Source organism: Pseudomonas sp. YH-1, from assembly GCF_051990045.1.
In the GTDB taxonomy this organism is placed as follows: domain Bacteria; phylum Pseudomonadota; class Gammaproteobacteria; order Pseudomonadales; family Pseudomonadaceae; genus Pseudomonas; species Pseudomonas nicosulfuronedens.
The window spans coordinates 3,291,702-3,311,556 of the sequence record NZ_CP178184.1 but is presented as its reverse complement, the minus strand read 5'-3'; the positions used below and the strand labels follow the sequence as shown (position 1 = coordinate 3,311,556).

Below are 19,855 nucleotides of genomic sequence, written 5' to 3'. Positions count from 1 at the left end.
GGATCCTACGCCTGATGCGTCGCTTGTCTCTCCTGTTCCTGGGACTCTTCCTGGGCCTCCCCGCCTCCGCCCAGATCACCGAGAGCCACGGCTACGCCCAGTTCGGCGACCTCAAGTACCCGGCCAGCTTCGACCATTTCGACTGGGTCAACCCCAAGGCGCCCAAGGGCGGCCTGCTGCGGCTGATGGGCCTGGGCACCTTCGATACGCTCAACCCCTATACCTTCAAGGGCAGCCCGCCGGTCAGCACCGCGGATTTCCTGCAGTACGGCGTCAGTGAGCTGAATGAGCCGCTGATGGTCGGCACCGGGCTGTATGACCCGTCCGGCGACGAGCCTGCCTCCAGCTATGGCCTGATCGCCCGCAGCGTGGAATACGCCGAGGACCGCAGCTGGGTAGTGTTCAACCTGCGCCCGGAAGCCCGCTTCCACGACGGCAAACCGATCACCGCCTACGACGTGGCGTTCTCTTATCGCACGCTGCTGCACCACGGCCACCCGATGTACCGCACCAACCTGCAGGAAGTGCAGCGGGTCGACATCCTCTCGCCGCAGAGCATCCGCTTCGTCTTCAAGCGCCACGACAACCCGCTGCTGATCCTGCGGCTGGGCGAGATGCCAGTGCTGCCGCAGCACTACTGGAAAGGCCGCGACTTCCAGGCCACCACCTTCGAGCCACCGCTGGGCAGCGGCCCGTACCGGATCACCGAGGTGGAGCCGGGGCGCCGCCTGGTGTTCGAGCGGGTCAAGGACTGGTGGGGCAAGGACCTGCCGGTGAATCGCGGCAAGTACAACTTCGACCGGGTCGAGGTGGACTTCTACCGTGACGCCGGCATCGCCTTCGAAGCCTTCAAGGCCGGCGAGTTCGATGTCTACATCGAGCACCAGGCGAAGAACTGGCGCAGCAACTACCGCTTCCCGGCAGTGCGCCGGGGTGATGTGGTGAAGGTGGAAATCCCCCACCAGATTCCCACCCAGACCCAGGCGCTTTTCCTCAACACCCGCCGCGCGACCTTCGCCGATCGCCGCCTGCGCGAGGCGCTGGGGATGATGTTCGACTTCGAATGGACCAATCGCGCGCTGTTCAACGACGCCTACGCACGCGCCAGCAGCTACTACCCCAACAGCACCCTCGCTGCCACCGGCGTACCGCAAGGCCAGGAGTGGCTGCTACTCTCGCCGTACCGCTCGCAACTGCCCGAAGCGCTGTTCAAGCGCCCCTTCACCGTGCCGGTGACCAAGGGCGCCGGCATTCCGCGGGAAACCCTGCGCCATGCCTTGGGTCTATTGGGCGAAGCCGGCTGGAAACTCTCTGGCGATCGTCTGCTGGATGCCAGCGGCAAGCAGCTGCGCTTCGAGATCCTGCTGGTCAACCCCAGCCTGGAACGGATACTTCAGCCCTATCGCGAGAACCTCGCCAGCATCGGTATCGATGCGAGCTTGCGCACCGTGGACCGCGCCCAGTACAAACAGCGTCTGGACCAGTTCGACTACGACATGATTCTGATGACCCTGCCCCAGACACTGAGCCCCGGCCTCGAACAATGGCAGTACTTCCACTCCAGCCAGGTGGCGGTCAAGGGCAGCAAGAACTATGCAGGCATCGCCAACCCCGTGGTGGACGCGATGCTCGATAAACTCCTCAGCGCCACCGACCGCGACCAGCAGGAAGCGGCGGCGCGCGCCCTGGACCGAGTGCTGCTGTGGCAGCACTACAGCATTCCCAACTGGTACCTGAACAAGCACCGACTGGCGTACCGCAACCGCTTCGCCTTCGTCACCACGCCGCCCTACACGCTGGGTCTGCGAGCCTGGTGGCAAAAAGACCAGGAGAAAACCCTATGAAAAGCCCCCGCCGCGCCGCGCTCTGCGCCGGCCTGTTGCTGGGACTGCTGGGCAGTGCGCAGGCCGCGCCGCAGCACGCCATCACCCTGTATGACGAGGCGCCGAAGTACCCGGCGAACTTCAAGCATTTCGACTTCGTCAATGCGGATGCGCCCAAGGGCGGTACGCTGCGCCTCTCCGATTTCGGCGGTTTCGACAGCCTCAACCCCTTCATCGCCAAGGGCAACTCGGCCCCGCAGATCAACCTGATCTACGACACCCTCACCTTCCATTCCCTCGACGAACCCTTCACCGAGTACGGCCTGCTCGCCGAGAAGATCGAGAAGGACCCGGAGCACCGTTTCGTCCGCTACTACCTGCGCCCCGAGGCGCGTTTCCAGGACGGTACGCCGGTCACTGCCGAAGACGTGGTGTTCACCTTCGAGACGCTGATGAAGGACGGCGACCCGATGTACCGCAACTACTACGCGGACGTCGACAAGGTGGTGGCCGAAGACAAGCTGCGCGTGCGCTTCGACTTCAAGCACGGCGACAACCGCGAGCTGCCGCTGATTCTCGGCCAGTTGTCGATCCTGCCCAAGCACTGGTGGGCCAGCCGTGACTTCAACAAGACCAACATGGAACCGCCGCTGGGCAGTGGCCCCTACCGTATCGCCAAGGTCGAGGCGGGGCGTTCGATCCGCTACGAGAAGGTCAAGGACTGGTGGGGCGACAAGCTGCCGGTGAATCGCGGCTTCAACAACTTCGACGCCGTGGTGGTGGAGTCCTACCGCGATCTCACCGTCGCCCTCGAGGCCTTCAAGGCCGGGCAGTTCGACTTCAACGACGAGCGCATCGCAAAGAACTGGGCGACCGCCTACGACTCGCCCGCCGTGCGCGACGGCCGCATCGTTCGCGAAGAGCCGGTGAACGGCAACCCGTGGGGCATGCAGGCCTATGCCTTCAACATCCGCCGCCCGGTGTTCCAGGACCCGCGGGTGCGTGAAGCCATCACCAACCTGTTCGACTTCGAGTGGACCAACAAGCAGCTGTTCTTCAGCTCCTACCTGCGCGATGGCAGCTACTTCGAGAACTCCGAGATGGCCGCCAAGGAGCTGCCCGACGCGGAGGAGCTGAAGATCCTCGAGCCGCTGCGCGACAAGCTGCCGCCAGAAGTCTTCACCCAGGTCTACGTACCGCCCACCAGCGACGGCAGCGGCATCATTCGCGAGCAGAAGCGCAAGGCCTACCAACTGCTGCTGGAGGCCGGCTACAAGATCGAGAACGACAAGATGGTCGGCCCGGACGGCAAGCAGCTGAGCTTCGAGTTCATGCTCGCCCAGGCCGACTTCGAGCGCGTGCTGCTGCCGTTCAAGCGCAACCTCGCCGAGCTGGGCATCGACATGCAGCTGCGCCGCGTCGATGTCTCGCAGTACATCAACCGCCTGCGCTCGCGGGACTACGACATGATCGTCAGCAGCTGGCCGCAGTCCAGCTCGCCCGGCAACGAGCAGCGCGAGTTCTGGCACTCCAGCAGCGCCGACAAGCCCGGCAGCCGCAATTTCATCGGCCTGCGCGATCCGGGCATCGACGCCCTGGTGGAAGGCCTGATCAACGCCGGCTCCCGCGAAAGCCTGGTTCGCCACGCCCGCGCCCTCGACCGCGCCCTGCTCTGGGGGCACTACGTGGTGCCCAACTGGTACCTGGGCAACTGGCGGATCGCCTACTGGAACCGCATCGCCCACCCGGAAAAACTGCCGCCCTACAGCTACGCCCTGCAGACCTGGTGGCAGGCCCGCGACAAGGCCGTACCGACCCATACGGATGCCAAGGCCGCGAGCGAAACGCCGGCTGACGGCACCGTCGCCCAAGGGTCCAACTGATGCTGGCCTACATCCTGCGGCGCCTGCTGCTGATCATCCCTACCCTGTTCGGCATCCTGCTGATCAACTTCATCATCATCCAGGCCGCCCCCGGCGGCCCGGTCGAGCAGATGATCGCCAAGCTGGAGGGCTTCGATGCCGCCAGCGGCGGCGCCACCGGGCGCATCTCCGGCGGCGGCGGTGAGGTGGCCTCCGCTGGCACGCACTACCGCGGCGCCCAAGGCCTGGACCCGGAGCTGGTGAAGGAAATCGAGAAGATGTACGGCTTCGACAAGCCGGCCCCCGAGCGCTTCTGGATCATGCTCAAGAACTACGTGCACCTGGACTTCGGCCAGAGCTTCTTCCGCGACGCCAAGGTCACCGACCTGATCGTCGAGAAGCTGCCCGTGTCCATCTCCCTGGGGCTATGGAGCACGCTGATCATGTACCTGGTGTCGATCCCGCTGGGTATCGCCAAGGCGGTGCGCCACGGCAGCCATTTCGACGTCTGGACCAGCTCGGCAATCATCGTCGGCTACGCCATCCCCGCGTTCCTCTTCGCGATCCTGCTGGTGGTTCTGTTCGCGGGCGGCAGCTACTGGGACTGGTTCCCCTTGCGCGGGCTGACCTCCAACAACTTCGACGAGCTGACCTGGGGCGGCAAGGTCCGCGACTACTTCTGGCACCTGGCGCTGCCCATTACCGCGCTGGTGATCGGCAACTTTGCCACCATCACCCTGCTGACCAAGAACAGCTTCCTCGACGAGATCGGCAAGCAGTACGTGGTCACCGCCCGCGCCAAGGGCCTGACCGAGCGCCGCGTGCTCTACGGCCATGTGTTCCGCAACGCCATGCTGCTGATCATCGCGGGGCTGCCCTCCGCCCTCCTGGGCATCTTCTTCACCGGCTCGCTGCTGATCGAGGTGATCTTCTCCCTCGACGGACTGGGCCTGCTCAGCTTCGAGGCGGCACTGAACCGCGACTACCCGGTGGTGTTCGGCACGCTGTTCATTTTCACCCTGTTCGGCCTGATCATGAAGTTGGTCAGCGACGTCCTCTACACGCTGGTCGATCCGCGCATCGACTTCGAGAACCGGGAGTAATCCGATGCGCCTGTCTCCCATCAATCAGCGCCGCTGGGCGCGTTTCAAGGCCAACAAGCGCGGCTGGTGGTCCCTCTGGCTGTTCCTCACGCTGTTCGTCCTGAGCCTGGGTGCCGAGCTGATCGCCAACGACAAGCCGCTGGCGATCCGTTACGACGGCGAATGGTACTTCCCGGTGGTCAAGCGCTACCCGGAAACCGCCTTCGGCGGTGAGTTCCCCATGGAGGCGAACTACAAGAGCCCGTACATGCGCGAGCAAATCGCGCAGAAGGACGGCTGGATTCTCTGGCCGCCGATCGCCTACAGCTACGACACCATCAACTACGACCTGCGGGTGCCGGCCCCCTCGGCGCCCACCGCGGAGAACTGGCTGGGCACCGACGACCAGGCGCGCGATGTCATGGCGCGCGTGATCTACGGCTTCCGCGTGTCGGTGCTGTTCGCCCTGATCCTCACCGTGCTCAGCTCCATCGTCGGCGTCGCCGTGGGTGCGCTGCAGGGCTTCTATGGCGGCTGGATCGACCTGCTCGGCCAGCGCTTCCTGGAAATCTGGTCGGGCCTGCCGGTGCTCTACCTGCTGATCATCCTTGCCAGCTTCGTGCAGCCGGGCTTCTGGTGGCTGCTCGGAATCATGCTGCTGTTCTCCTGGATGAGCCTGGTGGACGTGGTGCGCGCCGAGTTCCTCCGTGGCCGCAACCTGGAGTATGTGCGCGCCGCGCGCGCCCTGGGCATGCGCAACGGGGCAATCATGTTCCGCCACATCCTGCCCAACGCGATGATCTCCACCCTCACCTTCATGCCCTTCATCCTCACCGGCGCGATCGGCACCCTGACCTCCCTGGACTTCCTCGGCTTCGGCCTCCCCGCTGGCGCGCCGTCGCTGGGCGAGCTGGTCGCCCAGGGCAAGTCCAACCTGCAGGCGCCCTGGCTGGGCATCACCGCGTTCATGGTGCTGGCCGTGATGCTGAGCCTGCTGGTGTTCATCGGCGAAGCCGCCCGCGATGCCTTCGACCCGAGGAAGTGACATGAACCAGAACGAGAACCTCATCGAAGTCCGCGACCTGTCCGTCGATTTCCGCTGCGGCGACGAACAAGTGCGTGCGGTCGAGCACATCAGCTTCGACATCCGCAAGGGCGAGACCCTGGCACTGGTCGGCGAAAGCGGTTCCGGCAAGTCGGTCACCGCACACTCCATCCTGCGCCTGCTGCCCTACCCCACCGCCAGCCATCCCTCCGGCAGCGTCCAGTACGCCGGCAAGGACCTGCTCAAGCTGCCCGAGCGCAAGCTGCGCGGCATCCGCGGTAACCGCATCGCCATGGTGTTCCAGGAACCCATGACCTCACTGAACCCACTGCACACCATCGAGAAGCAGATCGGCGAAGTGCTCGCGTTGCACAAGGGCATGAACGGCAACCAGGCCCGCGAGCGCACGCTGGAACTGCTCGACCTGGTCGGTATCCCCAATCCCGCCAGCCGCCTCAAGGCCTACCCGCACGAGCTTTCCGGCGGCCAACGGCAGCGGGTGATGATCGCCATGGCGCTGGCCTGCGAGCCGGAGCTGCTGATCGCAGACGAACCGACCACGGCGCTGGATGTCACGGTTCAGCTGAAGATCCTCGACCTGCTGCGCGACCTGCAGCAGCGTCTGGGCATGGCCATGCTGCTGATAACCCACGACCTCAACCTGGTGCGGCGCATCGCCCATCGCGTTTGCGTGATGAAGCGCGGCTGCATCGTCGAGCAGGCCGATTGCGAAACCCTCTTCGAGGCCCCGCAGCACCCCTACACGCGCGAATTGCTCGGCGCCGAACCCAGCGGTAGACCCGCACAGAACGAGCCCGGCGAGCCGCTGCTGGAGGTCGACGACCTGCGCGTGTGGTTCCCGATCAAGAAAGGCGTGTTCCGCAAGACCGTCGACCACGTCAAGGCGGTGGACGGCATCGACTTCAGCCTGCCGCGCGGCCAGACCCTGGGCATCGTCGGCGAGAGCGGCTCGGGCAAGTCGACCCTGGGCCTGGCCATCCTCCGGCTGATCAACAGCCAGGGTGGCATCCGCTTCGAAGGCCAGGCCATCGAAGGCATGAACCAGGCGCAAGTCAGGCCTCTGCGTCGCGAGATGCAGGTAGTCTTCCAGGACCCGTTCGGCAGCCTCAGCCCGCGCATGTCAGTGGGGCAGATTGTCGGCGAAGGCCTGGAAATCCATGGCATGGGCACCCCCGAGGAACGCGAACAGGCGATCGTCGAGGCGCTCAAGGAAGTCGGCCTCGACCCGGATACTCGCCACCGCTATCCCCACGAATTTTCCGGGGGCCAGCGGCAGCGCATCGCCATCGCCCGCGCGCTGGTGCTCAAGCCGGCGCTGATCCTGCTGGACGAACCAACGTCGGCGCTGGACCGCACCGTACAGCGCCAGGTCGTCGAACTGCTACGCGGGCTGCAGGCCAAGTACAACCTGACCTACCTGTTCATCAGCCACGACCTCGCGGTGGTAAAAGCCCTCAGTCACCAGCTGATGGTGATCCGCCACGGCAAGGTGGTCGAACAGGGTTCGGCGGAGGAAGTCTTCGCCGCGCCACAGCATGCCTACACACAGCAACTGCTGGAGGCAGCCTTCATGGTGCCCACGCAAGCCTGACCCAGCAGACAAGGAAGCAATGACATGGGATTTCTCGCCGGTAAACGCGTACTGATCGTCGGTGTCGCCAGCAAGCTGTCCATCGCCTCCGGCATCGCCGCAGCGATGCACCGGGAAGGTGCCGAGCTCGCCTTCACCTACCAGAACGACAAGCTCAAGGGCCGCGTCGAGGAGTTTGCCGCCAGCTGGGGCTCCAACGCCGAGCGCTGCTTCCCGTGCGACGTGGCCAGCGATGCGGACATCGAAGCCGTGTTCGCCGCACTGGCGAAACAGTGGGACGGCCTGGACTGCATCGTCCACTCGGTGGGGTTCGCGCCGGGCGACCAGCTCGACGGCGACTTCACCGAAGTGACCACCCGCGACGGCTTCCGCATCGCCCACGACATCAGCGCCTACAGCTTCGTCGCCCTGGCCAAGGCCGGTCGCGAACTGATGCAGGGCCGCAACGGCAGCCTGCTCACCCTCTCCTACCTGGGCGCCGAACGCACGATGCCCAACTACAACGTCATGGGCATGGCAAAGGCCAGCCTGGAAGCCGGCGTGCGCTACCTGGCCGGCAGCCTCGGCCCGGAAGGCACCCGCGTCAACGCCATCTCCGCCGGCCCGATTCGCACCCTCGCCGCCTCGGGCATCAAGAGCTTCCGCAAGATGCTCGCCGCCAACGAACTGCAGACGCCGCTGCGGCGCAACGTGACCATCGAGGAGGTTGGCAACGCCGGCGCCTTCCTCTGCTCGGACCTGGCCAGCGGTATCAGTGGCGAAATTCTCTATGTCGATGGCGGCTTCAACACCACCGCCATGGGCCCGCTGGGCGACGACTGAGATCTTATCCCAAGCAAAGAAAAAGGCCGCTGATGCGGCCTTTTTCTTGTACCCGATAAAACAAGGGCCGCTTGCGCGGCCCTGTCTTTTACTTCTTGGCGTCGTCGAACTTCTCGATCTTCGCCTGATCCTGCAGGTAGCGACGGAAGGCCGAGAAATCGTCCTGGCCGCTACGCGAGGCGAGGAAGCGCTGATACATGGCTTTCTCTTCCTCGGTCGGCTTGGCCTCCGGCTCACTCACACCACTGAGCTTGACCAACACGAAGTCGCCGTTCTGCAGCGCGACACCACCCAGGCCGAGTTTGCCGGCGCCTTCCGGGCGAGCCATGCGGAACACGCTCTGCAGCACGACCGGATCGACACCTTCCTGACCACGGGCGGCCGCTTCCACGACCTTCCAGTCCTGGCCTTCCTGAGCCTGGGTCAGCGGGATCTTGCCATCGCGCAGACCAGCCAGCAGCGCTTCACCACGAGCCTTGGCATCGGTGGCAGCGTGCTCGACCTGCAGGCGCTTGAGGATATCGGCACTCACCTGCTCCAGGGTTTCCTGCTCAGGCTTGTGGTGCTCCTTCACGCGCAGCACAACTACGGTGTCGGGGTCCAGTTCGATGGCGCCGCTGTTGGCACCCTCTTCCAGCACTTCGGGGCTGAAAGCGGTCTGGATGACCTGGCGGTTGGCAGTCACGCCCTCACCACCTTCCTTGCCGAACGGCTTGCTGGTCTGCACCTTCAGGCCCATGTCCTGAGCCGGCTGGCCCAGATCGGAAGCTTCGTAGGCGGAGCTTTCCAGCTGCTTGGTCGCGTCGACGAAACGCTGCTCGACCAGTTGGGCCTTGGCTTCGTGCTCCAGCTTGGCTTTGAGGCTATCGAAGGTCGGAACTTCCGGCGCTTCGACGCCCAGCAGCTTGATCAGGTGCCAGCCGTAGGAGGTCTTCACCGGGGCAGAGACTTCGCCCTTCTTCAGCGCATACAGCGACTCCTCGAAGGCCGGGTCATACACGCCACGACCGGCAAAGCCGAGGTCACCACCGTTGGCCGCAGAACCGGTATCGTTGGACAGCTCCTTGGCCAGCTTGGCGAAGTCTTCACCCTTGTCCAGGCGCGCCTTGATCTCGTCGATCTTGGCCTTGGCCTGCTGGTCGTTCTGCTTGTCGTTCACCTCAATCAGGATGTGCGCGGCGTCGCGCTGCTCGGCCAGGCCGGCGATTTCCTTCTGATAGAGAGCATCGAGATCTTCCTTCTTCACCTCGACCTGGTCGAAGAAGGCCGACTTCTTCAACTCGACGTAGTCGATGGTGACCTGCTCGGGAGTCATGAACTCGGTGCTATGGGCGTCGTAGTACGCCTTGATCTCGCTGTCCTCGACCTTGCTCTTGGCCGGGTCGGCCTTGAGGGTCAGGGTGGCGAAGTCGCGGGTCTGCTTCTCCAGGCGGGCAAACGCATTCAGCTCGTCGTCGGTGACGAAGCCGGTACCGGCGATGCCGGCGCGCAGCTGACCGATCAGCATTTCCTCGCCGAACATGCGGCGGAACTGCATGCGGTCATAGCCCATCTGGCGGATGACCTGGTCGAAGCGGTCGGCGTTGAACTTGCCCTCCACCTGGAATTCAGGAGTCGACAGGATCAGTTGATCCAGCGCCTGCTGGGAGAAGGCGAACTTGTCGTTCTGGGCGGCCTGCAGGATCAGCTTGCGCTCGATGAGCGACTTCAGCGCGGAATCCTTGAGCAGCTTGTCGTCGAGCATGGACGAATCGAAGTCCTTGCCCAGGCGCTGCATCAGCTGGCGACGCTGCATGTCCGCGGCCTGCTGCAGTTCCGGCAGACCGATGTCTTCACCGTTGACCTGAGCAGCGACGTTCTCGTGGTGGGTTGCGCGAATGATCTGATCGAACCCGGTCAAAGCCATGAGGACAACGATCACGCCCAGGATGGTCTTGGTGATCCAGCCTTGGGAATTGTCCCTGATGTTTTGCAGCATGCGGCCCCCGACGCGGCCACGGCTCACCGTCAATGGCGGCGCGGCGTGGAAAAAAGGCGGATATAAGAAAGGCGCATCCGAGGATGCGCCTTCTCGTAACTGGTGGAGCTTGCGGGCATTGAGCCCGTGACCCCTGATGATTCCAACCGACCTACGCCAGCCGGGTCATCGCTCCGTGACCGGCCCAACCGAGGTTGAACCGGTCCAGGTCAAGTCCAAAAAGACGCTTAGTTGACAGCGTCCTTGAGGGCTTTACCGGCCTTGAAGCCCGGGATCTTAGCAGCAGCGATCTTGATCGGCTTGCCGGTTTGCGGGTTGCGACCGGTGCGAGCAGCGCGCTCTTTGACAGCGAAGGTGCCGAAGCCTACCAGTACGACGGAGTCACCAGCCTTCAGGGCGCCAGTTACGGACTCGATCACCGCGTCCAGAGCGCGACCGGCAACAGCTTTCGGGATATCAGCAGATGCGGCGATAGCATCGATCAGTTCCGACTTGTTCACTCTAAGTCCCCTTATTTCTGTTGAGTATGTTTCTATGTGTTAGGTGTAAGCAAAAGCAGGTGCTGGTTTGCCAACTGACAAAGCAAGTGCCGCTTTATAACAAGGGCTCAAAAACAGTGTCAAGAAAGCCCCCCAACTAATGCGTGCTGATTCGCTCCTTGGAATCAGACTCGCGCTTCTCATCCTTTGCAACCATCTCGGGAGCCGCATCGGGCAAGGGCTCCGGGGCGTATTGCAGCGCAATTTGCAGGACCTCGTCAATCCATTTAACCGGTTTAATAACAAGATCGGCCTTAATATTATCCGGAATTTCCCTAAGGTCTCGTACGTTTTCCTCGGGAATGATCACCGTCTTGATTCCACCCCGGTGCGCAGCCAGAAGTTTTTCCTTCAGGCCACCAATGGCCAGCACCTGACCCCGCAGGGTGATCTCGCCAGTCATGGCAACGTCCGCGCGGACCGGGATCTGGGTGATCGCCGAAACCAGTGCGGTGCACATGCCGATGCCCGCGCTAGGGCCGTCCTTGGGCGTCGCGCCTTCCGGCACGTGGATGTGGATATCGTGCTTCTCGTGGAAGTCCGGGGCGATGCCCAGGCTCTTCGAACGACTACGAACCACGGTCAGCGCGGCGGTGATGGACTCCGCCATGACGTCGCCCAGCGAGCCGGTCTTGGTCAGTGCGCCCTTGCCGGGAACCATGGCTGATTCGATGGTCAGCAATTCGCCGCCCACCTGGGTCCAGGCGAGGCCGGTCACCTGGCCAATCTGGTCCTGCTGCTCGGCCAGGCCGTAGCGGAACTTGCGCACGCCCAGGTAGTTTTCCAGCGAATCCGGCGTCACCACCGCTTCGATGCGCTTGGCCTTGCCACCATCCTTGACCGCCTTGCGGCAGACCTTGGCGATCTGGCGCTCAAGGCTACGCACGCCGGCTTCGCGGGTGTAATAGCGGATGATGTCACGGGTTGCCGCTTCCTCGAAGACCACCTCGCCCTTCTTGAGACCATTGGCCGCAGTCTGTTTCGGTACAAGATATTTCGAGGCGATGTTGATCTTCTCGTCCTCGGTGTAACCCGGCAGGCGGATGACTTCCATGCGGTCCAGCAACGCTGCCGGAATATTCATGGAGTTCGCCGTGCAGAGGAACATCACGTCGGAAAGGTCGTAGTCGACTTCGAGGTAGTGGTCGTTGAAGTTGTGGTTCTGCTCCGGGTCGAGCACTTCCAGCAGCGCCGACGCGGGGTCGCCGCGCATGTCACTGCCCATCTTGTCGATCTCGTCGAGCAGGAACAGCGGGTTGCGCACGCCGACCTTGGTCATTTTCTGAATCAGACGACCGGGCATGGAACCGATGTAGGTACGACGGTGACCACGAATCTCGGCCTCGTCACGTACGCCACCCAGGGCCATGCGCACGAACTTGCGGTTGGTCGCGCGGGCAATGGACTCGGCCAGCGAGGTCTTGCCGACGCCGGGAGGGCCGACCAGGCAGAGTACCGGGCCTTTGAGCTTCTTCACGCGCTTCTGCACGGCGAGGTACTCAAGGATGCGCTCCTTGACCTCTTCCAGGCCATAGTGGTCGGCGTCGAGGATGTCCTCGGCCTTGTCCAGGTCGTGGCGCACCTTGCTCTCGGCCTTCCACGGCACATTCACCAGCCAGTCGATGTAGGAGCGCACCACGGTCGCCTCGGCGGACATCGGCGACATCTGCTTGAGCTTGTTCAGCTCGGCAGTGGCCTTGGCCAGGGCTTCCTTGGTCAGGCCAGCGGCGTCGATGCGTTTCTTCAGCTCCTCGACTTCGTTGTGGCCTTCGTCGATGTCACCCAGTTCTTTCTGGATGGCCTTCATCTGTTCGTTGAGGTAGTACTCGCGTTGACTGCGCTCCATCTGTTTCTTCACGCGGCCGCGGATGCGCTTCTCGACCTGCAGCAGGTCGATCTCGGCATCCAGCATGGCGAGCACGTGCTCGACGCGGGCGGACAACTCGGTGATCTCGAGGATTTCCTGCTTCTGCTCGATCTTCAGCGCCATGTGGGCGGCCATGGTGTCTACAAGACGGCCGGGCTCGTCGATGCTGTTGAGCGAGGACAGGACTTCGGCCGGGACTTTCTTGCCCAACTGCACGTACTGCTCGAACTGGCTGAGCAGGCTGCGGGTGAAGACTTCAGACTCGCGCTCGCCGACGGTGGCCTCGTCAATGATCGAAACTTCGGCGCGGCAGTAGGCTTCCTCGTCGATGAAACGCTCTACCTGGCCGCGCTGCTCACCCTCCACCAGCACCTTGACGGTACCGTCGGGCAGCTTCAGCAGTTGCAGGACGGTGGCCACGGTACCCATGCGGTACAGACCGTCCGCGCCCGGATCGTCGTCGGCCGGATTCTTCTGCGCCAGCAACAGGATCTGCTTGTCGCTGGTCATGGCGGCCTCGAGGGCCTCGATGGACTTCTCACGCCCCACGAACAGCGGGATGACCATGTGCGGATACACCACTACGTCACGCAGGGGCAGCAGGGGCAACTCGACGAGTGTTTTCATGATATTCGGCTCTACAGCGGCACTTGGCCAAAACGATGGGATTGGACCCTTCGGCCTAAGATGGGGTTAGGACTGGGAAAAAACAAGCGCGGTAGATGGGAAGAAAAAAGGGGCCCTAGGGCCCCTTCTGGTTTCAGGCGTCAGGTGCAGCCTTGGCCGGCTGCTCGCTGTTCTCGTAGATCAGCAGCGGCTGGGAGGAGCCCTCGATAACGCTTTCGTCGATCACCACCTTGCTGACATCGTTCTGCGAGGGGATCTCGTACATGGTGTCGAGCAGGATGCCTTCGAGGATCGAACGCAGGCCGCGGGCGCCGGTCTTGCGCTCCAGCGCGCGACGGGCGACAGCCTTGAGCGCGTCCGGGCGGAACTCGAGGTCCACGCCTTCCATCTCGAAGAGCTTGGCGTACTGCTTGGTCAACGCGTTCTTCGGCTCGGTCAGAATCTGCATCAGCGCAGGCTCGTCCAGCTCGTCAAGGGTCGCGATGATCGGCAGGCGGCCGACAAACTCGGGGATCAGACCGAATTTCACCAGATCTTCCGGCTCGACCTCACGCAGCGCCTCACCGACCTTCTTGCCCGCTTCCTGGCTGCGAACCTCGGCATTGAAACCGATGCCGCCCTTGGTGGAACGGTTCTGGATGACCTTTTCCAGGCCAGCGAACGCGCCACCGCAGATGAACAGGATATTGCGGGTGTCGACCTGCAGGAACTCCTGCTGCGGGTGCTTGCGGCCGCCCTGGGGCGGTACGGAAGCCACGGTACCTTCGATCAGCTTCAGCAGAGCCTGCTGAACGCCTTCGCCGGAGACGTCGCGGGTGATCGACGGGTTGTCGGATTTGCGCGAGATCTTGTCGATTTCGTCGATGTAGACGATACCCATCTGGGCTTTCTCGACATCGTAGTCGCACTTCTGCAGCAGCTTCTGGATGATGTTCTCGACGTCCTCGCCCACATAGCCAGCCTCGGTGAGGGTGGTGGCATCGGCGATGGTGAAGGGAACATTGAGCAGGCGCGCCAGGGTCTCGGCGAGCAGGGTCTTGCCCGAGCCGGTCGGCCCGATGAGCAGGATGTTGCTCTTGCCCAACTCGACGTCGTCCTTGCGCTCACGCTGGTTCAGACGCTTGTAGTGGTTGTACACCGCTACTGCCAGGGTTTTCTTGGCACGTTCCTGGCCGATCACGTACTGATCGAGGATGGTGCGGATCTCTTTCGGCGCCGGAAGCTTGTGCGCACTGCTCTCTGCCTGTGCTTCCTGCACCTCCTCACGGATGATGTCATTGCACAGGTCGACGCACTCGTCGCAGATAAAGACCGAGGGGCCGGCAATCAACTTGCGCACTTCGTGCTGGCTCTTGCCGCAGAAGGAGCAATACAGCAGCTTGCCGTTGTCCTCGCCGTTGCGGGTGTCAGTCATTCGATCGTTCCAATCGGGGATATACGTGAAGGACAAGATGAAGGCATTCGCAGGCATTTTCAAGCCCGCGAGCGGCCGGATTACCGGCCGCGGTACAGCGGAGAGACTCAGCTGGCGGAAGGACGCTGAGTGAAGACCTGATCGATCAGACCGTATTTGACGGCGTCGTCGCCGCTCATGAAGCGGTCACGATCGGTATCGCGGGCGATGACATCCAGCGGCTGGCCGGTGTGGTGCGCCAGCACCTGGTTCAGGCGTTCCTTGATGAAGAGGATTTCCTTGGCGTGGATCTCGATGTCCGAGGCCTGGCCCTGGAAGCCACCCAGCGGCTGGTGGATCATCATGCGCGAATGCGGCAGGCAGTAACGCTTGCCAGCGGCGCCGCCGGCCAGCAGCAGGGCACCCATGCTGCACGCCTGGCCCACGCAGATGGTGGACACGTCGGGCTTGATGAACTGCATGGTGTCGTAGATCGACATGCCAGCAGTCACGGAACCACCCGGGGAGTTGATGTAGAGGTGGATGTCCTTGTCCGGGTTTTCGGCCTCGAGGAACAGCAGCTGGGCAACCACGAGGTTGGCCATGTAGTCCTCTACCTGGCCCACCAGGAAGATGATCCGCTCCTTCAGCAGGCGCGAATAGATGTCGTAGGAACGCTCACCGCGGGCGGACTGCTCCACCACCATCGGCACCAGACCACCAGCGGCCTGAATGTTCGGAACTTGCGGCATATAAGGATTATGCATGTCCGACGATCACTCCCTAATAAAAAGTCATGTCTCTATAGACGCACAAGCCAGCCCGAAGGCTGGCTTGTGACAATCGAACGAAGCGAAGGATCAGGCCGCTTGCGGAGCTTCTGCAGGCTTGACCGCGTCTTCGTAGGATACCTGCTTGTCGGTCACATTGGCCTTCTGCAGGACAGTATCTACAACTTGTTCTTCCAGTACAACCGAGCGAACTTCGTTCAGTTGCTGGTCGTTCTTGTAGTACCAGGAAACAACCTGTTCCGGCTCCTGATAAGCGGAAGCCATCTCTTCGATCATTTCGCGAACGCGGGCTTCATCAGCCTTCAGCTCGTGCTGCTTGACCAGCTCGGCAACGATCAGACCCAGCACGACGCGGCGCTTGGCCTGCTCCTCGAACAGCTCGGCCGGCAGTTGGTCGGGCTTGATGTTGCCACCGAACTGCTGGACAGCCTGGACGCGCAGACGATTGACTTCGTTGCCAATCAGGGCTTTCGGAACTTCGATCGGGTTGGTCTCTACCAGACCTTCCATCACCTGGTTCTTCACCTTGGACTTGATGGCCTGACGCAGCTCACGCTCCATATTCTTGCGAACTTCGGTGCGGAAGCCTTCCAGAGTGCTTTCCTTGACGCCGAACAGAGCGAAGAACTCTTCGTTCAGTTCCGGCAGCTTCGGCTCGGCGACGCTGTTGACGGTAGCGGTGAACTCGGCGGCTTTGCCGGCCAGGTCCAGGTTCTGGTAGTCCTCGGGGAAGGTTACGTTCAGAACGCGCTCTTCACCGGCCTTGGCGCCGACCAGGCCTTCTTCGAAGCCCGGGATCATGCGGCCAGAGCCCAGCACCAGCAGGGTGCCCTTGGCGGAACCACCAGCGAAGGCTTCGCCATCGATCTTGCCAACGAAGTCGATGTTCACCTGGTCGTCGTTCTGAGCGGCACGGTCAACAGCTTCGAAGCGGGTGTTCTGCTTGCGCAGGATTTCCAGCATGTTGTCGAGATCGGCGTCAGCCACGTCGGCCTGCAGGCGCTCGACCTTGATACCGTCGAAACCGGCAACCTGGAACTCGGGGAAGACTTCGAAGGTAGCGATGTACTCGAGGCCCTTCTCTTTCTCGAACACTTTCGGCTCGACGGAGGGGGCACCAGCCGGGTTCAGCTTCTGCTCGACCACGGCTTCGTAGAAGGTTTCCTGGATCAGGTCACCGAGGGCTTCCTGACGAGCGGCGGCTTCATAGCGCTGACGGATCACGCTCATCGGCACCTTGCCGGGACGGAAGCCAGGAACCTTGGCGCGACGAGCGGTCTGCTGCAGACGCTTGTTGACTTCGGTCTCGATGCGCTCGGCCGGCACGCCAACGGTCATGCGGCGCTCAAGAGCGGAGGTGCTTTCAACGGAAACTTGCATGGATATTCCTCGTGGCACAGACGTAAGCCGGTCCTTCCGGCTCCCAGAATCAAGGGCAAGCATTCTAGTAGCTAGAAATGCAGAAGTCACCCCGAGTGGAAGCTGCGGAAATTCACGGATGCGAGAGCTTATGGAAAGAAGATGGTGCGGACGGAGAGACTCGAACTCTCACAGCTTGCGCCACCGGAACCTAAATCCGGCGTGTCTACCAATTTCACCACGTCCGCAGGGTACCGCAGAAACGAAAACGCCAGGCTCTGGGCCTGGCGCTTCGGAATATGGGGTGGACGATGGGAATCGAACCCACGACACCAGGAGCCACAATCCTGTGCTCTACCAACTGAGCTACGCCCACCATATTACATTTGCTTGTACCGAACGCCACTTGGCGCACCCGGCAGGACTCGAACCTGCGACCATCCGCTTAGAAGGCGGATGCTCTATCCAGCTGAGCTACGGGCGCTTTAGTGGCGGCAACCCTTGCTAAGCAGACTCAGTGGAAACCACCGAATCGGTTGGCACCGCCTCTTTCGTGTTTCAGGCTGTGCTCGGCAAGCGGGGCGCATGTTATCGATGAGGCCATACCCCGTCAACAACTTTTTTAAAAAAAGTTCAAAGAGATAAAGGAGTTACGCCAAATCAGGGGCTCCCGCCTTTGCCTTATGGAGGCAGCATGCGAAAATGCGCGCCTTCTTTTCACCCGCCTTAATGGTTATCCCCCCGACATGACTGCAAAACTGATCGACGGCAAAGCGATCGCCGCCAGCCTCCGCCAGCAGATTGGCCAACGCGTCAATGAACGCCGCCAGCAAGGACTGCGCATCCCCGGCCTGGCTGTGATCCTGGTCGGTAGCGACCCCGCCTCTCAGGTCTATGTCGCGCACAAGCGCAAGGACTGTGAAGAGGTCGGCTTCCTCTCCCAGGCGTACGACCTCCCCGCCAGCACCACCCAGCAAGAGCTGCTGGCACTGATCGACCGCCTGAACGCCGACCCGGCCATCGACGGCATCCTCGTCCAGCTGCCCCTCCCCGCCCACCTCGATGCCTCCCAACTGCTGGAGCGCATCAGCCCGGACAAGGACGTGGACGGCTTCCACCCCTTCAACATCGGCCGCCTGGCCCAGCGCATCCCGCTGCTGCGCCCCTGCACCCCGAAAGGCATCATGACCCTGCTGGAAAGCACTGGCGTCGATCTTTACGGCATGGATGCAGTGGTCGTGGGCGCGTCGAACATTGTCGGCCGCCCCATGGCACTGGAACTGCTGCTGGGCGGCTGCACCGTCACCGTGACCCACCGATTCACCCGCGACCTGGCCGATCACGTACGCCGCGCCGACCTGGTGGTCGTGGCCGCCGGCAAGCCAGGCCTGGTGAAGGGCGAGTGGATCAAGGAAGGCGCCATCGTCATCGACGTGGGCATTAACCGCCAGGCCGACGGCAAGCTGGTGGGCGACGTTGAATATGACGTTGCCGCCGAGCGCGCCAGCTGGATCACCCCGGTGCCGGGCGGCGTCGGCCCGATGACCCGTGCCTGCCTGCTGGAAAACACGCTGTACGCCGCCGAACACCTGCACACCTGACAGGCTTTCGACGAGCAAGAAAAAGGCCGCTGATCAGCGGCCTTTTTCATTTCCAGGACAGCTTTACTCGGCGAGACGCCAGGTAGTGCCACCTTTGCCATCTTCCAGCACGACGCCCAGAGCGGTCAGCTCGTCGCGGATGCGGTCGGATTCAGCCCAGTTCTTCGCCGCGCGGGCATCCAGGCGAGCCTGAATCAGCGCCTCGACCTGCGCGGCGTCGACCTTGCCGACAGCGCCGGCCTGGAGGAACTCGTCGGCATCCAGCTGCAGCACGCCCAGCAGAGCACCCAGCTCACGCACGCGCGCCGCGAGAGCAGCCGCTGCCGCCGGATCACTTTCGCGTAGACGATTGACCTCGCGGACCATCTCGAACAGCACGGCAACCGCTTCCGGCGTACCGAAGTCGTCATCCATTGCATTGCCGAAGCGCTCAACAAACTCCTCGCCACCCTCGGCAGCCACCTGCGGCAGACCGCGCAGCGCGGTGTAGAAACGCTCCAGTGCGCCCTTCGCTTCCTTGAGGTTGTCTTCGGAATAGTTGATCGGGCTGCGGTAGTGGCTGGAGACCAGCAGGAAGCGCACGACTTCCGGATGGTATTTCTCCAGCACTTCGCGAATGGTGAAGAAGTTGCCCAGGGACTTGGACATCTTCTCGCCATCCACGCGCACCGCACCGGCGTGCATCCAGCTGGCCGCATAGAGCTTGCCGGTGGCCGCCTCGCTCTGGGCGATCTCGTTCTCGTGGTGCGGGAACACCAGGTCCGGGCCGCCGCCGTGGATGTCGAAAGTCTCGCCCAGGCAGCAGGTGGACATCACCGAGCACTCGATATGCCAACCCGGACGCCCGGCGCCCCAGGGTGATTCCCAGCTCGGCTCGCCTGGCTTGGCGCCCTTCCAGAGCACGAAGTCCAGCGGGTCTTCCTTGGACTCGTCGACCTCGATTCGCGCCCCAATGCGCAGGTCTTCGATCTTCTTGCGCGACAGCTTGCCGTAGCCGGCGAACTTGCCGACCCGGTAGTAGACGTCGCCGTTGCCCGGCGCGTAGGCGTAGCCCTTGTCGATCAGCGTCTGGATCATCTCATGCATGCCGGCGATATGGCCGGTGGCGCGTGGCTCGATGTCCGGACGCAGGACCGACAGGCGCGCCTCGTCTTCATGCATCGCAGCGATCATGCGGGCGGTCAGATCTTCGAACGACTCGCCGTTCTCCTGGGCGCGACGGATGATCTTGTCGTCGATGTCGGTAATGTTGCGCACATAGGTCAGGTCATAGCCGCGATGGCGCAGCCAGCGGGCAATGACGTCGAACGCCACCATCACGCGGGCATGGCCGATGTGGCAAAAGTCGTACACGGTCATGCCGCACACGTACATGCGTACCTGGTTGCCCACCAGCGGCTTGAAACTGTCCTTGGTCTTGGACAGCGTGCTGTAGATCTGCAAGTCAGCCATCC

14 protein-coding genes and 3 tRNA genes are annotated in these 19,855 nt (G+C 62.7%); 7 read left to right on the top strand and 10 right to left on the bottom strand.

All coding sequences use genetic code 11. The annotated features are described in order from the left end of the window. Nucleotides 1–14 precede the first annotated feature (14 nt). Genes ACKI1H_RS15510 through fabI form a run of 6 tightly spaced genes read left to right on the top strand, consistent with a single transcriptional unit; the run spans nt 15 to nt 8,246 of the window. Nucleotides 15–1,844 carry an extracellular solute-binding protein gene (locus ACKI1H_RS15510; protein ID WP_138525514.1) on the top strand — a complete coding sequence of 610 codons (1,830 nt, stop codon included), beginning with the start codon at nt 15–17 and terminating at the stop codon, nt 1,842–1,844. Next, the gene (locus ACKI1H_RS15505; RefSeq protein WP_440468779.1) at nt 1,841–3,706 is read left to right on the top strand and encodes an extracellular solute-binding protein; all 1,866 of its coding nucleotides are present in this window, start codon (nt 1,841–1,843) and stop codon (nt 3,704–3,706) included. The genes ACKI1H_RS15510 and ACKI1H_RS15505 overlap by 4 nt, the downstream gene beginning before the upstream one ends. Continuing rightward, nucleotides 3,706–4,788: a microcin C ABC transporter permease YejB gene (locus ACKI1H_RS15500; RefSeq protein ID WP_017519547.1), complete on the top strand. Its 1,083-nt coding sequence runs from the start codon at nt 3,706–3,708 to the stop codon at nt 4,786–4,788. The genes ACKI1H_RS15505 and ACKI1H_RS15500 overlap by 1 nt, the downstream gene beginning before the upstream one ends. A 4-nt stretch (nt 4,789–4,792) precedes the next feature. After that, entirely contained in the window at nt 4,793–5,812 is a 1,020-nt protein-coding gene (locus tag ACKI1H_RS15495) for an ABC transporter permease (RefSeq protein WP_138525512.1), read from the top strand. Nucleotide 5,813: 1 nt separating this feature from the next. Beyond that, nucleotides 5,814–7,424: an ABC transporter ATP-binding protein gene (locus tag ACKI1H_RS15490; RefSeq protein ID WP_440468778.1), complete on the top strand. Its 1,611-nt coding sequence runs from the start codon at nt 5,814–5,816 to the stop codon at nt 7,422–7,424. 24 nt (nt 7,425–7,448) lie between these two features. Next, nucleotides 7,449–8,246: an enoyl-ACP reductase FabI gene (fabI, locus tag ACKI1H_RS15485; protein ID WP_440468777.1), complete on the top strand. Its 798-nt coding sequence runs from the start codon at nt 7,449–7,451 to the stop codon at nt 8,244–8,246. Nucleotides 8,247–8,334: 88 nt separating this feature from the next. Here fabI and ACKI1H_RS15480 read toward each other — a convergent pair whose 3' ends face one another. From ACKI1H_RS15480 to ACKI1H_RS15440, 9 genes are all read right to left on the bottom strand, one after another. Further along, on the bottom strand, nt 8,335–10,224 hold the full coding sequence (locus tag ACKI1H_RS15480) for a SurA N-terminal domain-containing protein (RefSeq protein ID WP_440468776.1): 1,890 nt from the start codon (nt 10,222–10,224) through the stop codon (nt 8,335–8,337). 227 nt (nt 10,225–10,451) lie between these two features. Then, on the bottom strand, nt 10,452–10,724 hold the full coding sequence (gene hupB / locus ACKI1H_RS15475) for a nucleoid-associated protein HU-beta (protein ID WP_003087931.1): 273 nt from the start codon (nt 10,722–10,724) through the stop codon (nt 10,452–10,454). A 136-nt stretch (nt 10,725–10,860) separates the two neighbouring features. Continuing rightward, the gene (gene lon / locus ACKI1H_RS15470) at nt 10,861–13,257 is read right to left on the bottom strand and encodes an endopeptidase La (RefSeq protein WP_081516474.1); all 2,397 of its coding nucleotides are present in this window, start codon (nt 13,255–13,257) and stop codon (nt 10,861–10,863) included. Nucleotides 13,258–13,390: 133 nt separating this feature from the next. After that, nucleotides 13,391–14,671 carry an ATP-dependent Clp protease ATP-binding subunit ClpX gene (gene clpX / locus ACKI1H_RS15465; RefSeq protein ID WP_017519553.1) on the bottom strand — a complete coding sequence of 427 codons (1,281 nt, stop codon included), beginning with the start codon at nt 14,669–14,671 and terminating at the stop codon, nt 13,391–13,393. A 107-nt stretch (nt 14,672–14,778) separates the two neighbouring features. Then, entirely contained in the window at nt 14,779–15,417 is a 639-nt protein-coding gene (clpP, locus tag ACKI1H_RS15460; protein ID WP_138525507.1) for an ATP-dependent Clp endopeptidase proteolytic subunit ClpP, read from the bottom strand. Between the two features lie 93 nt (nt 15,418–15,510). Further along, nucleotides 15,511–16,821: a trigger factor gene (gene tig / locus ACKI1H_RS15455; protein WP_054907730.1), complete on the bottom strand. Its 1,311-nt coding sequence runs from the start codon at nt 16,819–16,821 to the stop codon at nt 15,511–15,513. A gap of 142 nt (nt 16,822–16,963) precedes the next feature. Further along, a tRNA-Leu gene (locus ACKI1H_RS15450) sits at nt 16,964–17,048 on the bottom strand. Between the two features lie 52 nt (nt 17,049–17,100). Further along, a tRNA-His gene (locus tag ACKI1H_RS15445) sits at nt 17,101–17,176 on the bottom strand. A gap of 31 nt (nt 17,177–17,207) precedes the next feature. Next, nucleotides 17,208–17,284 (bottom strand) — tRNA-Arg (locus ACKI1H_RS15440). A 262-nt stretch (nt 17,285–17,546) separates the two neighbouring features. Here ACKI1H_RS15440 and folD point away from each other — a divergent pair. Beyond that, nucleotides 17,547–18,401, top strand: a complete 855-nt coding sequence (gene folD, locus ACKI1H_RS15435) for a bifunctional methylenetetrahydrofolate dehydrogenase/methenyltetrahydrofolate cyclohydrolase FolD (protein ID WP_440468775.1) — start codon at nt 17,547–17,549, stop codon at nt 18,399–18,401. Between the two features lie 63 nt (nt 18,402–18,464). On the opposite strand, the gene cysS is transcribed toward folD, so the two are convergent. Next, a complete protein-coding gene (gene cysS, locus ACKI1H_RS15430) occupies nt 18,465–19,853 on the bottom strand; it encodes a cysteine--tRNA ligase (RefSeq protein WP_440468774.1) in 1,389 nt (462 codons plus the stop codon). Nucleotides 19,854–19,855: the final 2 nt, after the last annotated feature.

What these genes read in the sequence shown, in the direction of transcription:
- ACKI1H_RS15510 (WP_138525514.1), top strand. Translation starts at nt 15, where the DNA reads ATGCGTCGCTTGTCTCTCCTGTTCCTGGGACTCTTCCTGGGCCTCCCC.
- ACKI1H_RS15505 (WP_440468779.1), top strand. Translation starts at nt 1,841, where the DNA reads ATGAAAAGCCCCCGCCGCGCCGCGCTCTGCGCCGGCCTGTTGCTGGGA.
- ACKI1H_RS15500 (WP_017519547.1), top strand. Translation starts at nt 3,706, where the DNA reads ATGCTGGCCTACATCCTGCGGCGCCTGCTGCTGATCATCCCTACCCTG.
- ACKI1H_RS15495 (WP_138525512.1), top strand. Translation starts at nt 4,793, where the DNA reads ATGCGCCTGTCTCCCATCAATCAGCGCCGCTGGGCGCGTTTCAAGGCC.
- ACKI1H_RS15490 (WP_440468778.1), top strand. Translation starts at nt 5,814, where the DNA reads ATGAACCAGAACGAGAACCTCATCGAAGTCCGCGACCTGTCCGTCGAT.
- fabI (WP_440468777.1), top strand. Translation starts at nt 7,449, where the DNA reads ATGGGATTTCTCGCCGGTAAACGCGTACTGATCGTCGGTGTCGCCAGC.
- ACKI1H_RS15480 (WP_440468776.1), bottom strand. Translation starts at nt 10,224, where the DNA reads ATGCTGCAAAACATCAGGGACAATTCCCAAGGCTGGATCACCAAGACC.
- lon (WP_081516474.1), bottom strand. Translation starts at nt 13,257, where the DNA reads ATGAAAACACTCGTCGAGTTGCCCCTGCTGCCCCTGCGTGACGTAGTG.
- clpX (WP_017519553.1), bottom strand. Translation starts at nt 14,671, where the DNA reads ATGACTGACACCCGCAACGGCGAGGACAACGGCAAGCTGCTGTATTGC.
- clpP (WP_138525507.1), bottom strand. Translation starts at nt 15,417, where the DNA reads ATGCATAATCCTTATATGCCGCAAGTTCCGAACATTCAGGCCGCTGGT.
- tig (WP_054907730.1), bottom strand. Translation starts at nt 16,821, where the DNA reads ATGCAAGTTTCCGTTGAAAGCACCTCCGCTCTTGAGCGCCGCATGACC.
- folD (WP_440468775.1), top strand. Translation starts at nt 17,547, where the DNA reads ATGACTGCAAAACTGATCGACGGCAAAGCGATCGCCGCCAGCCTCCGC.
- cysS (WP_440468774.1), bottom strand. Translation starts at nt 19,853, where the DNA reads ATGGCTGACTTGCAGATCTACAGCACGCTGTCCAAGACCAAGGACAGT.